Source organism: Nostoc sp. ATCC 53789 (assembly GCF_009873495.1).
In the GTDB taxonomy this organism is placed as follows: Bacteria; Cyanobacteriota; Cyanobacteriia; order Cyanobacteriales; family Nostocaceae; genus Nostoc; species Nostoc muscorum_A.
The window spans coordinates 5,085,673-5,107,500 of record NZ_CP046703.1; the positions used below are offsets into that span (position 1 = coordinate 5,085,673).

Here is a 21,828-nt window from a genome sequence, read left to right on the forward strand (position 1 = left end):
CCTGTGTATGCTTCTAAATATTATCTAGTAAATAATATAAAACCAATTAACTAAAATTTTAATATTATCTTCCAAGTTAAATGAATGTATTTTTATATCAAGTATGATAGATGGAAAATTAAAATAAAGTTCGAAAGTCTAAGCAAAATTGAGAGATTTACACTTAGCATCTAAGACTTTTAAAAGAATAAATAAAAACTTAAAATCCGGTTTTTCAAAATGAATAAATTTAGCACAAATGCTGGTAAAGTTTTATATTACAAGCAACAAATTGTTTTTATAGAATGATTGTAGTGAGCAATACATTTATGATTGTCGATATCAATGAAATTTATGCGTAAATCAGCTTTAATTTTAGCGATCGCACCTCTAGTCTTTGCGATCGCTGCTTGTAGTGGAGATTCACAAACAGCAAATACACCCAGCACTCCAGGCAGTAATGCAGCTGCACCAGAAAATCAAAATCGCTGGAATAACATTAAAAGACGTGGCCAGATAATTTGCGGTGTCAGTGGCGAAGTGCCAGGGTTTAGCTTTGTGGGGACTGATGGTAAGTATAGCGGCATTGATGTCGATGTCTGTCGCGCGATCGCCGCAGCTTTATTTGACAATCCAGATGCAGTAGAATTCCGCAATCTCAATTCCAAAGAACGGTTTACAGCTTTGCAAACTGGTGAAGTAGATGTTCTCAGCCGCAATACTACCTGGACTCTTAGCCGTGATACCTCCGTAGGTCTAGAATTTGCACCCGTGGTCTTTTACGACGGACAAGCCATAATGGTTCGCAAAAGTAGCAATATTAAGTCCCTAGCAGACCTGAAGGATAAAGCAATCTGCGTTCAAACTGGCACTACTACCGAACAGAACTTAGCAGACCAAATGCGGAAAAGAGGCATCACTTACAAACCCGTTGTCTTTGAAGACGTTAACGTTACCTTTGCTACCTATGCTGAAGGTCGTTGCGACGGCATTACGGCTGACCGTTCAGCATTAGTTTCGCGGGGGACAATTTTACCAAAACCAGAAGATAACGTGATTCTCAATGAAGTGATATCTTCAGAACCCCTTGCACCAGCAGTCGCCAAAGGAGATATTAGGTGGGGAGATGCTGTTAAGTGGGTGGTTTATTCTCTGGTAAAAGCTGAAGAATTGGGTATTACTTCCCAAAATGTGGGTCAGTTTGCAAGTAGTACCGATCCAGACATTAAGCGCTTTTTAGGAACAGAAGGCAACCTTGGCGAAGGACTCGGCTTAACAAACGACTTTGCAGCCAGAATAATTAAGCACGTCGGTAACTACGCCGAAGTTTACGATCGCAATCTCGGCCCCAAAACAAAACTCAATCTAGCTCGTGGTCAAAATCAACTCTGGAGCAAAGGCGGGCTGCTTTATTCTCCGCCCTTCCGGTAGAAGAGATGAGGGGGATGAGGGGGACAAAGAGAATAACCAATGACAAATGACAAATGACAAATGACAAATCATATATGGCGTGATGTCCGTTTTTGGAGGATTGCTTTGCAATTAGTTGCCGTATTTTTAGCAGCAGTTGTAGTAGTAATACTGTGGGGCAATCTCCAGCGCAATTTGCGGCAATTGGGTATTCCGTTTGGATTTGATTTTCTCAAGCAACAAGCGTCTTTTGATATTGGCGAGACGCTGATTAGCTATAAACCCACTGACACCTACAGTCATGCTTTGTGGGTAGGGTTAATTAACTCCTTGCGGGTGGCAGTTGCAGGGATTTTTCTGACAACCATTGTTGGGGTAAGTGCTGGTATTGCCCGACTTTCTGACAACTGGTTAGTGCGGAATATCACGATGGTTTATGTAGAGATTTTCCGCAATACGCCCTTATTGCTGCAATTGCTGTTTTGGTACTTTGTTGTTTTTCTCAGTTTTCCCAAAACAGAAAATAAGATATCCCTTTGGGGCTTTATTGGCGTTAGTCAAAATGGCTTACAACTCCCTTGGTTTACGTTATCACCAGAGTTTTCAGCTTTGCTGTTGGGATTAATTTTTTACACAGGTGCGTTTATTGCCGAAATTGTCCGAGGTGGAATTCAATCAGTACCAAAGGGACAATGGGAAGCAGCGCGATCGCTAGGATTAAAACCAGGGTTAGTTATGCGGCTGGTGGTTTTTCCCCAAGCCTTGCGGGTAATCATTCCACCGTTGACGAGTCAATATCTGAATTTGACAAAAAATACCAGTTTAGCGATCGCGATCGGCTACCCCGATATTTATTTTGTCGCCTCCACCACCTTTAACCAAACGGGTAAAGCCGTAGAAGTGATATTACTGATTATGCTCACCTATCTCACCCTGAGTTTAACCATCTCTGTAGTTATGAATTTATTCAATCGCAGCGTGCAAATAAAAGAGAGATAAGGGGGATGAAGAAGCAGCTAAACTCCAAAGTTGAAGTATGAGTCTTTACAAATGACAAATAACCAATGACAAATGACAAATTAACTTGGGTACGTAAAAACCTCTTCAGTACTTGGTACAACAGCTTGTTAACTGTTGTCTGTTTGGTGTTGTTATTTTGGATACTGCGAGGAATTCTAACTTGGGCAACTACTCAAGCACAATGGGCAGTAATTCAGGTTAACTTACGTTTATTTCTAGTTGGCAGGTTTCCGCAAACGCTATATTGGCGAACTTGGATTGTGCTAGCGATCGCTTCAACTTTAGGCGCTGTAACTGCGGGTGTATTCTTTGGTAAGCAACAATTAACAAAGCAATTCTCCGCTTTGTTTGCTTTGATCATCGGCGTTTTGTTAGTTGCTTTACCGTTAGACTTTACATCTCGCCTTTGGTTACTGTTAATTGCAGCTTTACTATTTGTAGGTTTTTGGGTTGGAGGAAAGTTTACTAAGTTACTAACTCCTTGGCTTTCTCTATTATGGTTACTGTCTTTTCCCATTATTCTTTGGCTACTTGGCGGTGGATTTGGATTGCAATCTGTATCTACAAATTTGTGGAACGGTTTGCTACTTACCCTACTTATGGCAGCAATCAGTATTGTGCTTTCCTTTCCCTTTGGGGTTTTATTGGCTTTAGGACGCACAAGCAATTTGCCTGTAGTACGTTGGTTTTCTATCCTCTACATTGAAATCGTCAGAGGAGTACCACTGATTGGGATTTTGTTCCTCGCTCAAGTAATGCTGCCATTGTTTCTATCAGCAGATGTGCGTTTAGATCGGGTATTGCGAGCAATTGCTGGATTGGTTTTATTTAGTGCTGCATACATGGCAGAAAATGTGCGCGGTGGACTCCAGTCAGTTCCTCGCGGTCAAATTGAAGCCGCGAAAGCGCTAGGATTAAACACAGCCTTAGTGGTTTTGTTAATTGTCTTACCTCAAGCCTTACGTACCGTTATTCCTGCGATCGTTGGTCAGTTTATCGGCTTATTTAAAGACACTTCGTTATTATCCTTGGTGGGATTAGTAGAATTAACAGGTATTGCCCGTTCCATATTGGCACAACCACAATTTATTGGTCGATATGCAGAAGTTTACATATTTATTGGATTTATTTACTGGGTATTTTGTTATTCCATGTCGTTAGCTTCTCGGCGGTTAGAGAGACAGTTAAATATTTAGTCATTGATAATTAGTCATTTTGGTCATTGGTTATTGGTTGTTATAAAACTAATATTCATTATTAGGGCTTTGAATAATATGTCAGATATACAAAAGATAATTGTTGCTGAAGATGTTCACAAGTGGTATGGAAAATTCCACGTTCTTCAGGGTGTAAGCTTGACAGTCAATCGTGGAGAAGTTGTAGTATTGATGGGGCCATCTGGCTCAGGAAAGTCTACCTTTATCCGCACATTTAACGCTTTAGAAGAATACCAAAAAGGAAAAATTGAAATCGACGGTATTACCCTCAGCCATGACTTGCGAAATATTGAAACCATTCGCCGAGAAGTGGGAATGGTATTTCAGCAATTTAATTTATTTTCTCATCTCACAGTGCTGCAAAATATCTCTTTAGCACCAATTTGGGTACGGCGATCGCCAAAGGCAAAAGCTGAAGAATTGGCAATGCAACTCTTAGAAAGAGTGGGAATTTTAGAACAGGCGCAGAAGTATCCCGGACAGCTATCTGGTGGACAACAGCAACGGGTTGCGATCGCTCGTGCTTTAGCCATGCAACCCAAAATCATGCTGTTTGACGAACCCACCTCAGCCTTAGATCCAGAAATGGTACGCGAAGTTTTGGATGTAATGCGAGGTCTAGCCCGTGATGGGATGACAATGGTAGTAGTCACCCACGAAGTTGGATTCGCTCGTGAAGTCGCCGATCGAGTTATTTTAATGGATAGCGGTTCCCTCGTTGAGTCAGCTACCCCTGACGCATTTTTCAGCAACCCCAAAGAAGAAAGAATACGCAAATTTTTGTCGCAAATTCTCTAAAACCTCTGCGCTACTTTGCACTTACCTCTGCGTTTCACTTCTAATTGTTGTTTCACTAAGTTGTCAATGTATTATTGAAATGGAAAATATTAACTCAAGCACCGCCATAAATTGGAATTAAACCCGTGTCTGCTAAAGATGCTTTTCATACAGTTGTCAAAACAGCACTTGAGAAAGAAGGGTGGTTAATCACTCATGATCCTTATGCTCTCCAGGCGGGAACACTTGAGCTATATGTTGATTTAGGAGCAGAAAAAGTTATTGCAGCCGAAAAACAAGGACAAAAAATAGCTGTTGAAATTAAAAGTTTTCTAAGTCCATCAAAAATAACAGAACTTTATGCTGCATTAGGGCAATTTATCATTTACCGAATTGCTTTACAAAAACAAGAAGCCAATCGGACTTTATATTTAGCAGTTCCTAGTACTGTTTACAATGAGTTTTTTATACTTCCATTTATTCAATCTGTCATTCAAACTAATCAACTCTGTTTACTAATTTATAATATTGAACAGGAGGCGATCGCACAATGGCAAAGCTAGAGGAATATCGAAAATATATTAAGATTTTGCTGGAACAACACGCTAGTACTGTTTGGGATAATCGTATTCAAGCACAAACAATTTTTGATACAGAACACGATCATTATCAATTAGTTTATGTAGGTTGGCGTGAGCAAGACCGCATATATGGGCCTGTTCTCCATCTAGATATTATTGACGATAAAATCTGGATTCAGCAAGATGGAACAGAGGTAGGAATTGCTAATGAATTAGTTGAATTAGGTGTCCCAAAAGAAGATATTGTTTTAGGTTTTCAGTTACCATCTGTGCGGAAATATACAGATTTCGCTGTTAGTTAAGAGTGGGTTTAAAGCCGCGTTCAACAGCCACTTTTAAGGCTCTTGCTTTACTTACTAAGCCACGTCGATATACCTGCATGAGTTCATCTAGTTGACGAACTTCTGCATCATTCATCTGTCCCTCTCGGTGACGCGCTTGCAACTCACTGAAAATCTCTTGCTGCTGAGTTTCCATCTGCATATCGCACAGAGCTAAAACCTTCTCATCTGGTAATGACTCGATAGCTAGTTCAGTGATAGCGCGGTCAATTTTAGCCATTTTCTATAAGTTTACCTTTTACTTATAATTGTATCTGCGATCGCTCTGCATCTTCTGGTTAAAAAGAGCGATCGCCTGAACTAAAACAATATCCCAGGCTCAATAACCTTTATTGCTCATAATGATATTTACAAGTCCCAATAATCAATCTTCTTCCATTTTATAATTTTGTGATTCAAAGATAAATTTTTCATATTCATCTAAATTAACAAAAACTAAGTTACCTTTTTCTACATTTTCTAAAGCTTTGATTAGATGTTTTTTGTTCGTCTCTGATTTTAGAAGATAGGTAGTTTCGTCTTCTTCAGATGGTCGTTCAACTAGCATAATGACTTGTACAACAGTTTTCGCATCTTTATGACCATATTGTAACTGTATATAAGTGAGATGAATTTGAGCGATCGCTTTTCTTTGTTAGCGTGGGTGGTTCGTTAAAAAGAGCAATCGCTATTAGACAGAATAGAACGCAAATTGGGAATACTGAGTAAAGTGCGGTTATTTGCTGCGGAGAATCCAAGCGATTTTTTACCAGATATAGCCCTACTGAGTATTTATTATCAACTTGGAGAAGATTATGACTTTACCAGTGACAGTAACCTTTATGCTTGCTGATTGGATTGCTAAAGGGCTGAAAGATGGAACTTTTGAACGGGTTGGAGGTGTAATTAGAGAAGTAGCTAGTAAGAAAATTGTTACTTGGTTGCGGGACAATCGCTCACTTGCTCCTCAAGCTATGTCTTTCGCTACCAATCCTGTTACTGGTGTACTCAATTTGATTGTTTCAGGAGCAAACACAGCAATTTCAACTAAAGGATTTGCTGATGTTAATAGACGACTAGGTGGTATTGAACAAGATTTAGGGGTAATTGGGCAAAGTTTACAACCCAGATTCCGCAGGTGCGCTCGTAAATGCTGTATTTTTGAAAATGACCTAAATGCTGCATTTTAGAAGCATGACAGCATCATTAAATATCAGGGTACAGGATATTGACCACTGCGGCATAGTCGCAGGCATCTGTGATGAGATGAATTTAGTAGAACAAATTAACCGACTGCTGGGAACTCACTCTCAAGAAATCATCAGTGCAGGTCAAGTTGTAAAAGCAATGATTTTAAACGGATTAGGATTCGTGAGTGCGCCGTTATATTTGTTTGAAAAGTTTTTCGTAGGCAAAGCTACCGAGCATCTTTTAGGAGAAGGAATACGTCCAGAACACTTAAACGATGACCGTTTGGGTCGAGTATTGGACAAATTATATGAGGCGGGACTAACGAAAGTCAAGCCAGAAAAGAAGCTGACCTCAAGCAGTTGGAAAAACGTTTAATTAAAAAGTTATCAGTTGCCCAATCCGAACTTCGGCAGTTGTCAAACCAAGAATTTGCTTGCTCAAAAGATGCTCTGATTGCGGCACAACGGCTCAGTTCTAAGTTGCCCTTACACCAACTGGCTAATATCCAGGTTAAGGAAGTAAAAAAACATACTGGACGTGGTAGACCCAGTAAGGATGCTGCCCCTACCTTTTACTACCAAGTCGATGCCACGCTAGAACCCAAGGAAATAGCCATCGCCATCGAAACCAAACGCGCTGGAAGATTTATTTTAGCGACCAATGTCCTCGATGCCGAAGAACTCAGCGATGAAGATGTTTTACGTGAATATAAGGCACAGCAGTCTACTGAGCGTGGTTTCCGATTTCTCAAAGACCCTTTATTTTTTACTTCCAGTGTCTTTCTCAATTCGACTGAGCGAGTTGCCGCATTAGCAATGATTATGGGTTTGTGCTTGCTTGTTTATAGTCTGGGTCAAAGAGCTTTACGTCAAGCCTTAGAACGGGCAAAAAAAACTATTGATAATCAGTTGGGTAAACCAACTTCTACTCCCACCTTACGTTGGGTGTTCCAATGTTTTATGTCAATTCATTTGGTTACCGTCTCCCAAATCAAGCAAATTGCCAACTTAACCCATGAAAGGCAATGGATTCTTCAGTTTTTTGGCGCTCCTTGTCGAAAATATTATCTTCTTTCTTAACTAACCTGCGGAATGTGGGTTTTTGGCGTGAGGCGCTATGACATCTCAAGGCTTTGAGGATAGCGATTGCAATTCGCCAACAGAGTCATCCTATTCACTCAGCTTAGACTTAGAAAATATTTGCAAAATTAATAATATTTTACAAAATCATACTCACTCACTCTCAAGCAGAAATTACATGGTTGTGACTACCGAGTGAAAACTGGCAATTTATCTGCGATCGCAAATTTCAGCAGTATTTCCAGCATCATGCTGCATATACCTCTGTTTGCCCTTGCACCTGTGCCTCAATGCCCTGAAAACACGTTGCACGAACATCAGCTAATTCTATGAAAACCATTTGAAAAAGACAATTTCAGCTTTTTTCTTTTTGTAACTCTTTTTATAAAAACAGATAATAAAAACTTTTTATAGATGAATTTTAAAGCTAAATAAGACTTATTAGCTCATAAAAACTAAAATACCCCTAATTAAGTTCTAATTCATTGGATAAAACCGTTTTATAAATTAAGAGCGACTTTCTTTTCTATGTAATTTGCCCAATAATGACATCAACAGACCTCACGCATCGCCATCTCAGGAAAGGTGAAGGCAAATGTTTGAGCCACAAGTTTGACAAGAAGCTATAAGAGGGAAACAAAAGTGAAACTAGCAGTCTACGGAAAAGGTGGTATCGGTAAATCCACAACTAGCTGTAACATATCCGTCGCCCTAGCTAAACGTGGCAAGAAAGTGCTGCAAATTGGCTGCGACCCAAAACATGACAGCACCTTCACCCTGACTGGGTTTTTGATTCCCACAATTATCGACACCCTTCAAGAAAAAGATTATCACTACGAAGATGTCTGGCCGGAAGATGTGATCTATAAAGGCTACGGTGGTGTGGATTGCGTAGAAGCTGGTGGCCCACCTGCGGGTGCTGGATGTGGCGGCTACGTCGTTGGCGAGACCGTAAAATTACTTAAAGAACTCAACGCCTTTGATGAGTACGATGTAATTCTTTTTGACGTTCTGGGTGACGTAGTTTGTGGTGGTTTTGCAGCACCACTCAACTATGCAGATTACTGCCTGATTGTTACAGACAACGGCTTTGATGCTCTGTTTGCAGCTAATCGAATCGCTGCTTCAGTCCGCGAAAAAGCCCGAACTCACCCACTGCGTCTAGCTGGGTTGATTGGCAATCGCACCTCCAAGCGCGACTTGATTGAAAAATATATAGAAGCTGTGCCAATGCCAGTTTTGGAAGTTTTACCTTTGATTGAAGATATCCGTGTTTCCCGTGTGAAAGGTAAAACTTTGTTTGAGATGGCAGAGCAAGATCCTTCCCTAGACTACGTTTGCGACTACTATCTCAACATCGCCGACCAAATTCTAGCGCGTCCCGAAGGTGTTGTACCTAACGACACACCAGATCGGGAGTTGTTCTCTTTGTTATCCGATTTTTATCTAAATCCGGGTAAACCCCAGGTTCCTAATTCAGAAGAGGAACTAGACTTGATGATTGTATAAATCACCAAGTTCTCAGGATGGGGGACAATAACATGGCATTCTTTCACAGCTTTACGGATTCAATAAAACAAAAGTGGTTGCAATTTTTCCAGAATAATCGAGACTGGATTACCCTGCACATGGAAGTGGAGTCAGTGTACACCCCTGATGGCGGGAAGCGACCACCTTCTTACCTCATCCTGGGAGTTCTTAACGCTCTAGAGCCAAAGCTAGCGCAGTTAATGTTGCCCTTTGCCAAACTTAATCCTGATGCCGATACCCTGATTGAGGTGCTGGATTTGCATTTTGACCCAGATTTAGTTCTCGGTAATCGCTTTGTCGGGAACCCAGAAGTAGAGAGATTCGTAGAAGAAGCAGCCGATGTCATTGACGAAAAGCCTGAAGAAGAAACATTGGCACATTCTCATACAAATGGGTTTGCATCGATGGCAGTAGTTCAAGAGTTCGCAATGGTGGATTCTGAGGATGAAAGCCTGGAAATCAGCGCGTTGGAAGAAACCGAAAATGGCTTTGGCGATATTTCCTTATCCAACGGACACGCTTTAAAAGATGAGTCTCTCGAAACCTCTAATTTAGAAGCAGATGAGTTTGGGGAAATTGCTTTCGATACAGATGCAACAGCTGTAATGGAAGTAAAGCTGGATGATGAAGTGCTTGAAGATATTGCACTAGATGAGAATGCGTTTAAAGACGTGTTATCAGATGTCTGGGGTGATGAAACAGCTTTGCAAAAGGCTGAAGAAAATAACGATTTTTTGGGGGAAGAACTGCCAGCAGGCGTTTTTGATGAATCAGAAATTGCCCGTCTCTTCCCCAACGCTTAATTATTGCCGTTCTTCGCAATTTTAAGTTTTAGATTTGGGGTTTTGGATGAGGAATTAGGGAAATTGTCGTTAGACAGAGGTTACTTTTGTTGTCTCAGCCTTCAATCCAAAATTATCAATCTAAAATCTGAAATTGGTTGAACTGCCATTAAATATCAAGGGGAGAAAAAACCAAAATGACTGTCGCTCAACAACCAGAAGCTTTAAGCTTTGAATGTGAAACCGGGAATTACCATACCTTTTGCCCAATTAGCTGCGTGGCGTGGTTATACCAAAAAATTGAAGATAGCTTCTTTTTGGTGATTGGGACAAAAACTTGTGGCTACTTCCTGCAAAATGCGATGGGGGTGATGATTTTTGCTGAACCCCGCTATGCAATGGCAGAGTTGGAAGAGGGCGATATTTCGGCACAACTGAGTGATTATGAAGAGTTAAAGCGGTTGTGCTTGCAGATTAAACGCGATCGCAATCCTAGTGTAATTGTCTGGATTGGCACTTGCACCACGGAAATTATCAAAACCGATTTGGAAGGTTTAGCACCGAAGCTGGAATCTGAAATCGGGATTCCCATCGTTGTAGCGCGGGCAAATGGTCTAGATTACGCCTTCACCCAAGGAGAAGACACCGTATTAGCTGCTATGGCTAACCGTTGTCCTGATAAGTCTCCGGTGGCGGAAACAGAAAAAAGTGAACGTAATGCGATCGCAAAATTGCTCAACTTTGGTAAAAAGAAAGAAGATGTCGCCCAAGATGAATCTGAGTATGTAGATCATCCACCACTGGTTCTTTTTGGCTCCCTTCCCGACCCCGTGGTTACTCAGTTAACCTTGGAACTGAAGAAACAAGGCATCAAAGTTTCCGGCTGGCTACCCGCGAAGCGCTTCACAGAATTGCCAGTACTGGAAGAAGGGTATTATGTCGCTGGTGTCAACCCCTTCCTCAGCCGCACCGCTACCACCTTAATGCGCCGCCGCAAGTGTAAACTCATTGGCGCACCCTTCCCCATTGGCCCCGATGGTACCCGCGCTTGGATTGAGAAAATCTGCTCGGTGTTCGGTATTACTCCCAAGGGTTTGGATGAACGGGAAGCACAAATTTGGGCAGGCTTGGAAGATTACGTAAAACTGATTCGCGGTAAATCTGTATTCTTCATGGGTGATAACTTGCTGGAAGTTTCCCAAGCCAGATTCTTAATCCGTTGTGGAATGACAGTTCACGAAATCGGCATTCCCTACATGGATAAGCGCTATCAAGCTGCTGAGTTGGCATTGCTGGAGAAAACTTGCCAGGAAATGAATTCACCTCTGCCAAGGATTGTAGAGAAGCCGGATAATTACAATCAACTTCAGCGTATTTATGAGTTGAAACCAGACTTAGTAATTACTGGTATGGCTCACGCTAACCCATTGGAAGCACGGGGTATTAATACAAAGTGGTCTGTAGAGTTCACTTTTGCTCAAATTCACGGCTTTACGAATGCGCGTGACATGTTAGAGTTGGTGACTCGTCCGTTGCGTCGGAATAATAATTTGAAAGATTTGGGTTGGGATAAGTTGGTGAGAGAAGAAGCGAAGATTTAGATTTGGGTTTGGATTTAGCAACAGCATTATGATTAAGGCGAACTTTTTGGGTTCGCCTTTTTTTGTCTTACAGAGGTGCAAAGTGAGAGCTACTATAAATAGTTACAATTATGTAGATTACTGAATAGACAGGATAATTTAGGAGATGATGTGATGCCTGAAATTTGCCGTTTTTTAGGGATTATCATTACTATGTACTATAATGACCATCCGCCCCCTCATTTCCATGTCCGCTACAATAAGCAAAAGGCAATTATTGATATAGAAACCTTATCAATTTTAGAAGGCAAACTCACTCCTAGAGTTCTTGGTTTAGTAATTGAATGGGCAGCTATACACCAATCAGAACTTAGAGAAAACTGGCAACTGGCAAGAGAAAATAATCCCTTAGAAAAAATTCAACCATTAGAGTGAATTATGCTTAAAGATATTATAGAAGTTATTGCTCACGCTAACTATCAACTCTATTTGAAGTTTGAAGATGGAAAAGAAGGTATTGTTGATGTTAACCAATTAATCGAATTTACAGGAATTTTTGAACCTTTAAAAGATTTAAACTATTTTAAAACTGTTAAACTTAACGCTGAGTGGGGAACAATTCACTGGGATAATGGCGCAGATTTAGACCCAGATGTTCTTTATTCTGTGGTTACTAACCAATCTATATCACACATACAGAAATCTCGAAGAATATGAAAAAAGTTGGAGTTAAAACAGAAGTAACTCAAGAAGTCAGTGATTTATTAAATCCTAGTAATTTTTTCCAGAAACTAAATTAGATGATGTAGTAGGCTGTTTAAAATATCCAGGAAAACCTAAAAATCTTGAGGATATACATAATGCAATTCGCTAAGGTATAGAGGAATCGCGATTTAAAAGTAGAAAACTGGCTCACCTGATTAAAAAGCTAACAAGTTTCTATTCCCTAACTCTAGAACTCACCATGACTCAAAAAACCTATCAACTCCCTCTAACCTTCGAGCAAATTCTTAATCTTGTCCTACAACTTCCCGCACAAGAACAAGAACAACTTATTCAAGAAATAAAGAAAATCTCTTCAAATAATGAAGATTTACTTACTGTTTTTGACAGAATCGGCAGAAATGCTCAAGCTAAAGGATTAACCGAAGAAACTCTAGAAGAATTACTTGCCGATGAATCATAAAATAATTGTCATTGATACAAATGTTTTACTTAGTGCGGCTCTAAGTCCTAATGGGACATCCCGTAAAGCCTTAGATAAAGTATATAAAGAATTTACAATTGCTCAAAGCGATGAAACTTATCAAGAATTAAACACACGAATTTACAAACGTAAGTTCGATAAATATATCTCAGATAAAGACCGACAAGATTTTTTGGAAATAGTTAAAAAGTACAGTCAATTTATAGAAGTAAAATCTCAAATAAACACCTGTAGAGATCCAGATGACAACAAATTTTTAGCCCAGATTCCGCAGGTGCGCTCGTAAATGCTGTATTTTTGAAAATGACCTAAATGCTGCATTTTAGAAGCATGACAGCATCATTAAATATCAGGGTACAGGATATTGACCACTGCGGCATAGTCGCAGGCATCTGTGATGAGATGAATTTAGTAGAACAAATTAACCGACTGCTGGGAACTCACTCTCAAGAAATCATCAGTGCAGGTCAAGTTGTAAAAGCAATGATTTTAAACGGATTAGGATTCGTGAGTGCGCCGTTATATTTGTTTGAAAAGTTTTTCGTAGGCAAAGCTACCGAGCATCTTTTAGGAGAAGGAATACGTCCAGAACACTTAAACGATGACCGTTTGGGTCGAGTATTGGACAAATTATATGAGGCGGGACTAACGAAAGTCAAGCCAGAAAAGAAGCTGACCTCAAGCAGTTGGAAAAACGTTTAATTAAAAAGTTATCAGTTGCCCAATCCGAACTTCGGCAGTTGTCAAACCAAGAATTTGCTTGCTCAAAAGATGCTCTGATTGCGGCACAACGGCTCAGTTCTAAGTTGCCCTTACACCAACTGGCTAATATCCAGGTTAAGGAAGTAAAAAAACATACTGGACGTGGTAGACCCAGTAAGGATGCTGCCCCTACCTTTTACTACCAAGTCGATGCCACGCTAGAACCCAAGGAAATAGCCATCGCCATCGAAACCAAACGCGCTGGAAGATTTATTTTAGCGACCAATGTCCTCGATGCCGAAGAACTCAGCGATGAAGATGTTTTACGTGAATATAAGGCACAGCAGTCTACTGAGCGTGGTTTCCGATTTCTCAAAGACCCTTTATTTTTTACTTCCAGTGTCTTTCTCAATTCGACTGAGCGAGTTGCCGCATTAGCAATGATTATGGGTTTGTGCTTGCTTGTTTATAGTCTGGGTCAAAGAGCTTTACGTCAAGCCTTAGAACGGGCAAAAAAAACTATTGATAATCAGTTGGGTAAACCAACTTCTACTCCCACCTTACGTTGGGTGTTCCAATGTTTTATGTCAATTCATTTGGTTACCGTCTCCCAAATCAAGCAAATTGCCAACTTAACCCATGAAAGGCAATGGATTCTTCAGTTTTTTGGCGCTCCTTGTCGAAAATATTATCTTCTTTCTTAACTAACCTGCGGAATGTGGGGTTTAGATGAATTCGCCAACAGTCTCATAGGATTTGTGGCTACACAAATAAAGCCCACTTGCGTGGGCTAAGAGTAAGAGAAGAAACGTAGAGTGTGCGTAAGCCTTAATTTATTTCAGTCTATGTATTGAAGGTAATTAGGACACCTCAGTTTTAATTTCCTGGATTTCCTTTAATGTTTGCCAGCCAGCTTGCCACTGGGAGTTATCTTGTAATAATTTGGCATTTATCCAAAAACGGACTTTAGGATCGCAAGAAGCAACCATTTCGGCATAAACCCACTTAGCCTGATTTTTCCGATTGACAACTTGGAAGTGCCGCCAGCCATCAACTTTTCGCTGTGCTGTCCATTTAGAACCAACTAGGTAAGGAAATTTTTGTTTTTTAGTCATTTGTTATTCGTCATTTGTCATTTGTCATTGGGAAAACACTTTCTTTATCCCAAATTTCCAATATCCAATTAAGATGTCACCAAATCGCCGTTACGGGTAAACTTCTGGCAATCCAACTCATTATCTTGCTGAACGCATAGCGAAAACCATCTGATATGGCTCCAGCAGGTATTGATATTGTTGGTAATTTTGCGCTTTTTCTTGGAAAGGCGTTGTCTTACAACTTCATTAGGGCAAAGAATTTCTAACGTGCCTGTACCATCTTCATAATTGACAATGCGAAATAAACAGTCTTGCAACATAGCACGGCTGCTGCTGTCGAAGAACCGCTTAAATCGCTGTAGCTTTTCCCCTTCAGTCATTTGGCTGATGGGTTTTATTTTCAAGAAATCCTCATCCTCCAAATCAAAGTCATCATCTTCAAAGTCGTAGGGGTCAATCATTTTCAGCATCCACTATGCGACCTGGGATCATGGTAACTCTGTATGGGGTAGGAGGAAAATGGTGGAGGCAAGGTAGAAGAACTTTAATACATCATGCTTACTTATGCATTTAGATTTATGCTGAGGTTCAGCCAGCTTCGGCAATAACCTTTCCAATTTCTTGAAGGGTTGCACCTGTTGCCAGCAACACAGCAATGAATGGGAAATGAGAACTAGGGGAAAATACCACTTTTTCAAGATGTGAACACCGATCTAGGCGATCGCTATCCTGTTCTTACAATATCTATTGAGAACAGAAATTTTCTTTACTTGGTGTTCTGGTGGTAGCCTGCGACAAGCCCTCCGGGTGACGCTCCTAACGTCGCTAACGCTGCGCTAACAGCAGTCGCTCATGGGGGAAACCCCTTTGGCGCTAGCCTCTCCCTTTGGGAGAAGACCGCGCTGCTTCACCACTACGCCTCTACGTTCCTGAAAAAGCCTATGCAACCTACTAATCCTAACCAATTTACAGAAAAAGCCTGGGAAGCGATCGCCCATACCCCCGATATTGTTAAACAATATCAACAACAACAAATTGAAAGCGAACACCTGATGAAGGCGTTGCTAGAACAAGATGGTCTAGCAACTGGGATTCTCACCAAAGCGGGTGTTAACCTCCAAAAACTGCGCGATCGCACCGAACAATTTTTTCAACGTCAGCCAAAAGTATCTGGTACTAGCAGTTCTGTTTACTTGGGACGCAGCTTAGATACACTTCTAGACCGGGCAGATGTGTATCGCAAAGAGTTTCAAGATGAATATATTTCAATTGAACACTTATTGCTGGCTTACGCTAAAGATGACCGCTTTGGCAAAGCTTTATTCCAAGAATTCGGTTTAGACGAAGGCAAACTAAAAGATATTATTAAACAAGTTCGGGGGAGCCAAAAAGTGACCGACCAAAATCCAGAAGGCAAATACGAAGCACTGGAAAAATATGGGCGTGATCTCACAGAAGCCGCGCGTAAAGGTCAACTCGATCCAGTGATTGGGCGGGATGATGAGATTCGCCGCACTGTCCAAATTCTGTCTCGCCGCACCAAGAATAATCCTGTGCTAATTGGTGAACCGGGTGTTGGTAAAACTGCGATCGCTGAAGGATTAGCACAGCGCATTATCGCAGGTGATGTACCCCAGTCCCTCAAAGACCGCAAGCTAATTTCTTTAGATATGGGTGCTTTGATTGCGGGGGCAAAATTCCGGGGTGAATTTGAAGAACGCCTGAAAGCAGTATTAAAAGAAGTTACTGAATCTGGCGGCAATATTGTTTTATTTATTGATGAAATTCACACCGTTGTCGGCGCTGGTGCAACCCAAGGTGCGATGGATGCGGGTAACTTGTTAAAACCAATGTTGGCGCGGGGCGAATTGCGCTGTATTGGGGCGACAACTCTGGATGAATACCGCAAACATATCGAAAAGGATGCCGCACTAGAAAGACGCTTCCAGCAAGTTTATGTCGATCAACCTAGTGTAGAAGATAGTATTTCGATTTTGCGTGGGTTGAGAGAACGTTATGAAAACCACCACGGGGTAAAGATTTCTGATAGTGCTTTAGTCGCCGCCGCCGTATTGTCGAGTCGATATATTAGCGATCGCTTCCTCCCTGATAAAGCCATTGACTTGGTAGATGAAGCCGCCGCCAGATTAAAAATGGAGATTACCTCCAAACCAGAAGAACTCGACGAAATCGATCGCAAGATTCTGCAATTGGAAATGGAGAAGCTATCGCTACAAAAAGAAAGCGATGCCGCTTCTCGTGAACGTCTAGAAAGACTAGAAAAAGAAATTGCCGATCTCAAAGAAGAACAAAGAACCCTAAATACTCAATGGCAATCTGAAAAAGATATCATTGACAAAATTCAGTCCGTTAAAAAAGAGATTGAACGGGTCAATTTAGAGATTCAGCAAGCAGAACGCGATTACGACCTTAACCGCGCTGCGGAGTTGAAATACGGTAATTTAACTAGTTTGCATCGTCAGTTGGAAGCAGTAGAAGCTGAATTGGCAAGTGCCCAAAGAAGTGGAAAATCACTATTACGGGAAGAAGTCACAGAAGCTGATATTGCCGAAATTATTTCTAAATGGACAGGAATTCCCATCAGCAAGCTGGTGGAATCTGAGAAAGAGAAACTACTGCATTTAGAAGATGAACTACACCACCGCGTGATTGGACAAGAAGAAGCAGTCACAGCCGTAGCGGATGCAATTCAGCGATCGCGCGCTGGACTGGCTGATCCCAATCGTCCTATCGCTAGCTTTATTTTCCTTGGGCCTACGGGTGTCGGTAAAACCGAGTTGGCGAAAGCGCTGGCGGGCTATATGTTCGATAGCGAAGATGCGCTGGTGCGAATCGATATGTCGGAATATATGGAGAAACATGCCGTCTCCCGCTTAATCGGTGCGCCTCCAGGATATGTGGGTTACGAAGAAGGTGGACAACTAACAGAAGCGATTCGCCGCCGTCCTTACTCAGTGATTCTCTTTGACGAAATCGAGAAAGCACACCCTGATGTTTTTAATATCTTCTTGCAAATTCTCGATGATGGTCGCGTCACTGATGCCCAAGGTCATAAGGTGGACTTCAAGAACGCTATTATCATTATGACTAGCAACATCGGTTCGCAATACATTCTTGATGTCGCTGGGGATAACGCCCACTACGACGAAATGCGCCGTCGAGTCATGGAAGCGATGCGGAATAGCTTCCGTCCAGAATTCCTCAACCGGATTGACGAAATCATCATCTTCCACGGTTTAGATAAGAAGGAATTGCGGCAAATTGTGCTGTTACAAGTACAAAGATTGCGGCAAAGATTGGCCGATCGCAAAATATCCCTCAAACTCTCGGATATTGCACTTGACTTTTTAGCAGAAGTAGGGTATGACCCAGTGTATGGGGCGCGTCCACTGAAGCGGGCGATTCAGCGAGAGTTAGAAACTCAAATTGCCAAAGCTATTTTGCGCGGTGAATTCAACAACGGCGACACCATCTTTGTAGATGTGCAAAATGAGCGTCTTTCTTTTAGTCGCTTACCCGTTGAGGTGTTTAGCAGCTAATTAGTCGAATATAAAACACCTCTCCCTCGTTTTACGCAGTAGAACCGTCCCTCTCCAAGCCGGAGAGGGATCAGCTTGAACTTTAGTTCAAGGCAGGGAGAGGTTTTTTAAACTCACTTTTTAAATGATTGAACTACACTATTCCCCATTCCCTACTGTTTACAAATCACTTGTCGCATTTTCCGCATATTTGCAGGCAACTCAAAGTTCATTGCTTGTTGAATGAAAATTGATGGAATAGGAATCAGAGGTGTAGCTTGCACAGTATAAGCAAGCAACGTGCCATTTCCGCAATCTTTTAGTTCTAAATTGGCGTTAAAATCTTCAAAAGTCCCTTTTTCCATACGGAATTGGATTTGTTGCCCCAGCACCTCTACAACGCTGAGGTAAATTTCCACTTGAGCTGTGAAAAAGAAAAAGGCTTTTTGTGCTGCTTGATATAGGCGCTTAACTTCACCTTTGTGTGATATCTCGCTTTTAGTGATATCAGGAAAATATTGCACCCACCGGGGATAGTCAGTTAATTGCTGCCAAACTTGCGATCGCACCATCGGCAAATACATCCAGGCTGTCACTGCGCCACCACACGCCTTGTGCGATCGCGTTTCTACCAAGATTTCACCCTGTACCAGCAACTTTTGTTTATCTTGACTCCAAGCCATATCTGAACCTGCAATAATTGAGTCTGAGATATGAGACGCAGACATAATGATTTTAGTTACTCCTCAACTCATCCACCTAAATAGAATTGAAACTACAAGCTATAAAACTTGATTTAGATCCAATCCATTAAATTTTAGTTCCAGTGTAATCCCGATCCTTTCCGGAAAGGGTGAGTTTTTAGTAATTATTTCAGTTACTTTACTGTAAAACCTGTAGCTGTAATCACAATTAACACAATCAATACTTAAGTGGACTTGATAATAACAGTATTTATAAATGAAAAACTAAGTTCTTAACAGCTAGAATGGCACAAACACTATTTGATATCAAGCACCTTACCCAACCTCTGGATAGGATCTCTCGATTTTTATGTATTATTTATGATGAAATTGTAACTTCATCATAACTTCATATTTGATTGTCAATATCAAGTGTAATTTCTGTTGAGTTGAGAGGAAAATTAAGTGAGTCAATCTTCTTTAAATCGTAGATTAATCCAGATTTTTGGTATTCTTCTTGGTGTTAGTGTAGCCGTTTGGGTACTGAGAGGCTTTGGTATTCTCACTTTTATTCCAGGTGGAATAATTTTGCTACTGCTACTAGGGGCGATCGCGATCGGGATTATCAGTTATGCCCAAAGGACTTGGTGGCGTTTGTAATCTGAATCTCTCATAATCTGGGAAATTGCCGCCAACGGTACACGCCTTACCCGATAAGCCTTTATCCTCTCGTTTAAGAATTGTAGCGTGAGCATTTTCACTTACTACCAAAAGTATCTAATAGGGAAGCGATGCCAACAATTTATTAGGAGAAAGAAACATGACAAAGTATATATGTACCGTTTGCGGCTATGAATATGACCCAGAATTCGGCGATCCAGATAGCGATATAGCGCCGGGAACAGCTTTTGAAGATATACCAGATGATTGGGTATGCCCGACTTGTGGTGCCACAAAAGATCAATTTGAAGTAGTTGAATAGTGAAGATAAGGGCTAGCCTAGTAAAGTACGTGCTATTGAGAAATTTTAGAATTTGCTACCGTTACGAATCGTAGTTATAGGGGGTGGGGCTGCGGGATTTTTTGGCGCGATCGCTTGTGCTAAAGCCAATCCCGATGCCCAGGTTACTTTACTCGAAGCCAGTCGTCAACCACTGGCGAAAGTGCTAATTTCTGGTGGTGGACGCTGCAACGTCACTCACGCTTGCTTTGACGCGGAGGAGTTAGTCCAAAATTACCCCAGAGGTGCAAAAGCTTTGCGGGGTGCTTTGACTCGCTTTGGCCCTCAAGATACAGTAGCTTGGTTTGCTGCTAGTGGAGTCTATCTAAAAACTGAAGCTGATGGCCGGATGTTTCCTGTCACCAATACTTCAGAAACCATTGTGGAATGTCTGATTAAATCGGTGGCGACATCTGGGGTAAAACTCCGTGTCGGTACACACGTAACTTCCGTGAAACGAAGTACAGCAGATGAGGGGTTTGATATTCTTCTCAAGTCGGGAGAGACGATTAAATGTGATCGCCTACTTCTTGCCACCGGCAGTAGTATTGTCGGTTATAAAATTGTCCGAGAGTTAGGTCATCAAATAGAACCGCCAGTACCCTCGTTATTTACCTTCAACATTGCCGATCAAAAGTTGCGAGAGTTAGCTGGAGTTAGCATTAACCCTGTCCAATTAAGGTTATCGGCGGGCGGAAAATCCCAATTACAACAAACTGGGCCATTGCTCATTACCCACTGGGGTTTGAGTGGTCCGGCTGTTTTAAAGCTTTCTGCTTGGGGTGCGAGAGTTTTGCACGAAAGTCGCTATCAAGCCAAATTATTGATTAATTGGCTGCCCCTTATGCACCAAGAACAAGTGCGAGAAAAAGTTTTAGCAGTTAAAGATGAATGGGGAAAGAAAGCGATCGCATTGCATCGCGGCGTTGATTTACCCCATCGTCTCTGGCAATATATCATTGCCCGTGCAGGCATTACCACAGACGACCGTTGGGCAGAAATATCTAGCAAAACCTTAAATCAACTGGTGCAAGAACTTACTCAAGGACAATACTTAATCAACGGCAAAGGAGCCTTTAAAGAAGAATTTGTTACCTGTGGCGGCGTTAACCTCAAAGAAGTCAACTTCAAGACGATGGAAAGTAGGTTAGTTCCTGGCCTTTATTTTGCTGGAGAAATTTTAGATATTGATGGCGTTACCGGTGGGTTTAACTTCCAAAGTGCTTGGACAACCGGGTATTTGGCAGGGATAGCAATGGCGAATAGCCAGACAGCTTAAGAGAGTTTGTAGTAAGTACTTTAGTGCTTAGAAAGCATAGGCTAAAGTCCTTACTGCGAACTTATTAAAATAATGTAGTAGATTACTATTTTTACTATTTAACAAGCTTTCTCTTAATTCTTGTATATGATTAATCATTTCAAAATATCGAAGTTTATAGAGGAGAAATAATCTCTATATTAATTACTAATTATCTTGCTAGTACAAAGCGGCAAAAATAAAGCTACCATCCTTTGTAGATCAATTTTGAACACACCCAACAATGAAATTTAGCGAAATTATCAGCCAATTTGGTGAAACAGCCACCAATCATAGCCTGACTAGCAACCCAGACTTTGACCCAGAAATTATAGGGGTAGCAGCCATTGATGAAGCCACTAACGGTACTCTCAGCTACGTAGAAGGGCCAAAATTTGGGTCTTTTGTCAGTAAGACCAATGCTACAGCTTTAATTTTGCCCCAAGACGAAAAATTACAGGAGCTTGCACAAGAGAACGGTATTGTCTGGATATCGACCTCAGATCCGCGACTGTTATTTGCCAAAGCGATCACACTTTTTTACCAACCATATCGCCCCGTTCCAGAAATTCATCCCACTGCTGTAATTCACTCCAGTGCAAAAGTTGGTAGTGATGTTTACGTTGGTCCCCATGCTGTGATTCAGCAAGGCGTGGAAATTGGCGATGGTGCAATTATTCATCCCAATGTGGTGATTTATCCAGATACCAAAATCGGCGATCGCACCACCTTACACGCCAACTGTACTATTCACGAACGCACCCGCATCGGTTCAGATTGCGTGATTCACAGTGGTGCAGTCATTGGTGCAGAAGGCTTTGGTTTTGTTCCTAGCCG

Annotated in this window: 25 protein-coding genes and 2 pseudogenes (1 of these 27 only partly in view); 22 read left to right on the forward strand and 5 right to left on the reverse strand. The window is 41.4% G+C overall.

Annotation, left to right across the window (positions count from 1 at the left end):
- Window positions 1-333: 333 nt before the first annotated feature.
- From GJB62_RS21080 to GJB62_RS21105, 6 genes are all read left to right on the forward strand, one after another.
- On the forward strand, window positions 334-1,410 hold the full coding sequence (locus GJB62_RS21080; protein ID WP_114085035.1) for an amino acid ABC transporter substrate-binding protein: 1,077 nt from the start codon (window positions 334-336) through the stop codon (window positions 1,408-1,410).
- A 60-nt stretch (window positions 1,411-1,470) separates the two neighbouring features.
- Complete coding sequence (locus GJB62_RS21085) at window positions 1,471-2,388, forward strand: ABC transporter permease subunit (RefSeq protein WP_114085029.1); 918 nt, start codon at window positions 1,471-1,473, stop codon at window positions 2,386-2,388.
- Window positions 2,389-2,453: 65 nt separating this feature from the next.
- Window positions 2,454-3,605 (forward strand): amino acid ABC transporter permease, encoded by a 1,152-nt coding sequence (locus GJB62_RS21090; protein WP_114085030.1) that lies wholly within the window; start codon window positions 2,454-2,456, stop codon window positions 3,603-3,605.
- A gap of 78 nt (window positions 3,606-3,683) precedes the next feature.
- Complete coding sequence (locus GJB62_RS21095; protein WP_114085031.1) at window positions 3,684-4,424, forward strand: amino acid ABC transporter ATP-binding protein; 741 nt, start codon at window positions 3,684-3,686, stop codon at window positions 4,422-4,424.
- Between the two features lie 125 nt (window positions 4,425-4,549).
- A complete protein-coding gene (locus GJB62_RS21100; RefSeq protein WP_114085032.1) occupies window positions 4,550-4,966 on the forward strand; it encodes an element excision factor XisH family protein in 417 nt (138 codons plus the stop codon).
- Window positions 4,954-5,286 carry a XisI protein gene (locus tag GJB62_RS21105; protein WP_114085033.1) on the forward strand — a complete coding sequence of 111 codons (333 nt, stop codon included), beginning with the start codon at window positions 4,954-4,956 and terminating at the stop codon, window positions 5,284-5,286. Before GJB62_RS21100 ends, GJB62_RS21105 begins: the two co-directional genes overlap by 13 nt.
- Here the strand turns inward: GJB62_RS21105 and GJB62_RS21110 are convergent.
- Window positions 5,279-5,545, reverse strand: a complete 267-nt coding sequence (locus tag GJB62_RS21110; protein WP_245245979.1) for a hypothetical protein — start codon at window positions 5,543-5,545, stop codon at window positions 5,279-5,281. The genes GJB62_RS21105 and GJB62_RS21110 overlap by 8 nt on opposite strands.
- Window positions 5,546-5,689: 144 nt before the next feature.
- Window positions 5,690-5,872 (reverse strand): hypothetical protein, encoded by a 183-nt coding sequence (locus GJB62_RS21115; RefSeq protein WP_245245980.1) that lies wholly within the window; start codon window positions 5,870-5,872, stop codon window positions 5,690-5,692.
- 247 nt (window positions 5,873-6,119) lie between these two features.
- Between GJB62_RS21115 and GJB62_RS21120 the strand changes: the two genes are divergently transcribed.
- The 11 genes and pseudogenes from GJB62_RS21120 (at window position 6,120) to GJB62_RS21170 (ending at window position 14,079) form a co-directional block, all read left to right on the forward strand.
- Window positions 6,120-6,494: a hypothetical protein gene (locus tag GJB62_RS21120; RefSeq protein WP_114085034.1), complete on the forward strand. Its 375-nt coding sequence runs from the start codon at window positions 6,120-6,122 to the stop codon at window positions 6,492-6,494.
- A 4-nt stretch (window positions 6,495-6,498) separates the two neighbouring features.
- A pseudogene (locus tag GJB62_RS21125) lies at window positions 6,499-7,574 on the forward strand (IS1634 family transposase).
- A gap of 195 nt (window positions 7,575-7,769) precedes the next feature.
- Window positions 7,770-7,907, forward strand: a complete 138-nt coding sequence (locus tag GJB62_RS21130; protein WP_159402541.1) for a hypothetical protein — start codon at window positions 7,770-7,772, stop codon at window positions 7,905-7,907.
- Window positions 7,908-8,216: 309 nt separating this feature from the next.
- Complete coding sequence (gene bchL / locus GJB62_RS21135; protein WP_012410753.1) at window positions 8,217-9,083, forward strand: ferredoxin:protochlorophyllide reductase (ATP-dependent) iron-sulfur ATP-binding protein; 867 nt, start codon at window positions 8,217-8,219, stop codon at window positions 9,081-9,083.
- A gap of 32 nt (window positions 9,084-9,115) precedes the next feature.
- Window positions 9,116-9,907, forward strand: coding sequence for a DUF5331 domain-containing protein (locus tag GJB62_RS21140; RefSeq protein WP_114080984.1), 792 nt, complete (start codon window positions 9,116-9,118; stop codon window positions 9,905-9,907).
- 176 nt (window positions 9,908-10,083) lie between these two features.
- A complete protein-coding gene (locus GJB62_RS21145) occupies window positions 10,084-11,487 on the forward strand; it encodes a ferredoxin:protochlorophyllide reductase (ATP-dependent) subunit N (protein WP_069070721.1) in 1,404 nt (467 codons plus the stop codon).
- 153 nt (window positions 11,488-11,640) lie between these two features.
- Complete coding sequence (locus GJB62_RS21150; protein ID WP_114080982.1) at window positions 11,641-11,901, forward strand: DUF4160 domain-containing protein; 261 nt, start codon at window positions 11,641-11,643, stop codon at window positions 11,899-11,901.
- Window positions 11,902-11,904: 3 nt separating this feature from the next.
- On the forward strand, window positions 11,905-12,183 hold the full coding sequence (locus tag GJB62_RS21155) for a DUF2442 domain-containing protein (protein WP_114080981.1): 279 nt from the start codon (window positions 11,905-11,907) through the stop codon (window positions 12,181-12,183).
- A 247-nt stretch (window positions 12,184-12,430) separates the two neighbouring features.
- The gene (locus GJB62_RS21160; RefSeq protein ID WP_114080980.1) at window positions 12,431-12,652 is read left to right on the forward strand and encodes a hypothetical protein; all 222 of its coding nucleotides are present in this window, start codon (window positions 12,431-12,433) and stop codon (window positions 12,650-12,652) included.
- Complete coding sequence (locus GJB62_RS21165) at window positions 12,642-12,959, forward strand: putative toxin-antitoxin system toxin component, PIN family (RefSeq protein WP_114080979.1); 318 nt, start codon at window positions 12,642-12,644, stop codon at window positions 12,957-12,959. Before GJB62_RS21160 ends, GJB62_RS21165 begins: the two co-directional genes overlap by 11 nt.
- 44 nt (window positions 12,960-13,003) lie before the next feature.
- Window positions 13,004-14,079 (forward strand): annotated as a pseudogene (locus GJB62_RS21170) (IS1634 family transposase).
- A 156-nt stretch (window positions 14,080-14,235) separates the two neighbouring features.
- Here the strand turns inward: GJB62_RS21170 and GJB62_RS21175 are convergent.
- Together GJB62_RS21175 and GJB62_RS21180 are read right to left on the reverse strand one after the other, a co-directional pair.
- A complete protein-coding gene (locus GJB62_RS21175) occupies window positions 14,236-14,490 on the reverse strand; it encodes a TIGR02450 family Trp-rich protein (RefSeq protein WP_114080791.1) in 255 nt (84 codons plus the stop codon).
- 68 nt (window positions 14,491-14,558) lie between these two features.
- Window positions 14,559-14,933 carry a hypothetical protein gene (locus GJB62_RS21180; RefSeq protein ID WP_114080792.1) on the reverse strand — a complete coding sequence of 125 codons (375 nt, stop codon included), beginning with the start codon at window positions 14,931-14,933 and terminating at the stop codon, window positions 14,559-14,561.
- Window positions 14,934-15,413: 480 nt separating this feature from the next.
- Between GJB62_RS21180 and clpB the strand changes: the two genes are divergently transcribed.
- The gene (gene clpB, locus GJB62_RS21185) at window positions 15,414-18,032 is read left to right on the forward strand and encodes an ATP-dependent chaperone ClpB (RefSeq protein WP_114080790.1); all 2,619 of its coding nucleotides are present in this window, start codon (window positions 15,414-15,416) and stop codon (window positions 18,030-18,032) included.
- A gap of 152 nt (window positions 18,033-18,184) precedes the next feature.
- Here the strand turns inward: clpB and GJB62_RS21190 are convergent, their stop codons facing one another.
- On the reverse strand, window positions 18,185-18,739 hold the full coding sequence (locus GJB62_RS21190; RefSeq protein WP_114080789.1) for an SRPBCC family protein: 555 nt from the start codon (window positions 18,737-18,739) through the stop codon (window positions 18,185-18,187).
- Between the two features lie 420 nt (window positions 18,740-19,159).
- On the opposite strand from GJB62_RS21190, the gene GJB62_RS21195 reads away from it, so the two are divergent.
- The 4 genes from GJB62_RS21195 to lpxD all read left to right on the forward strand — a co-directional run.
- Window positions 19,160-19,354 (forward strand): hypothetical protein, encoded by a 195-nt coding sequence (locus GJB62_RS21195; RefSeq protein ID WP_012410758.1) that lies wholly within the window; start codon window positions 19,160-19,162, stop codon window positions 19,352-19,354.
- A 160-nt stretch (window positions 19,355-19,514) separates the two neighbouring features.
- Window positions 19,515-19,676 carry a rubredoxin gene (gene rd / locus GJB62_RS21200; RefSeq protein ID WP_114080788.1) on the forward strand — a complete coding sequence of 54 codons (162 nt, stop codon included), beginning with the start codon at window positions 19,515-19,517 and terminating at the stop codon, window positions 19,674-19,676.
- A gap of 52 nt (window positions 19,677-19,728) precedes the next feature.
- The gene (locus GJB62_RS21205; RefSeq protein WP_114080787.1) at window positions 19,729-20,973 is read left to right on the forward strand and encodes an NAD(P)/FAD-dependent oxidoreductase; all 1,245 of its coding nucleotides are present in this window, start codon (window positions 19,729-19,731) and stop codon (window positions 20,971-20,973) included.
- A gap of 262 nt (window positions 20,974-21,235) precedes the next feature.
- Window positions 21,236-21,828, forward strand: partial view of a UDP-3-O-(3-hydroxymyristoyl)glucosamine N-acyltransferase gene (gene lpxD, locus GJB62_RS21210; protein WP_114080786.1) — the 5' portion only. The gene runs 460 nt beyond the window's last position; the window shows 593 of its 1,053 coding nt (coding positions 1-593); the start codon lies at window positions 21,236-21,238; the stop codon falls past the right edge of the window.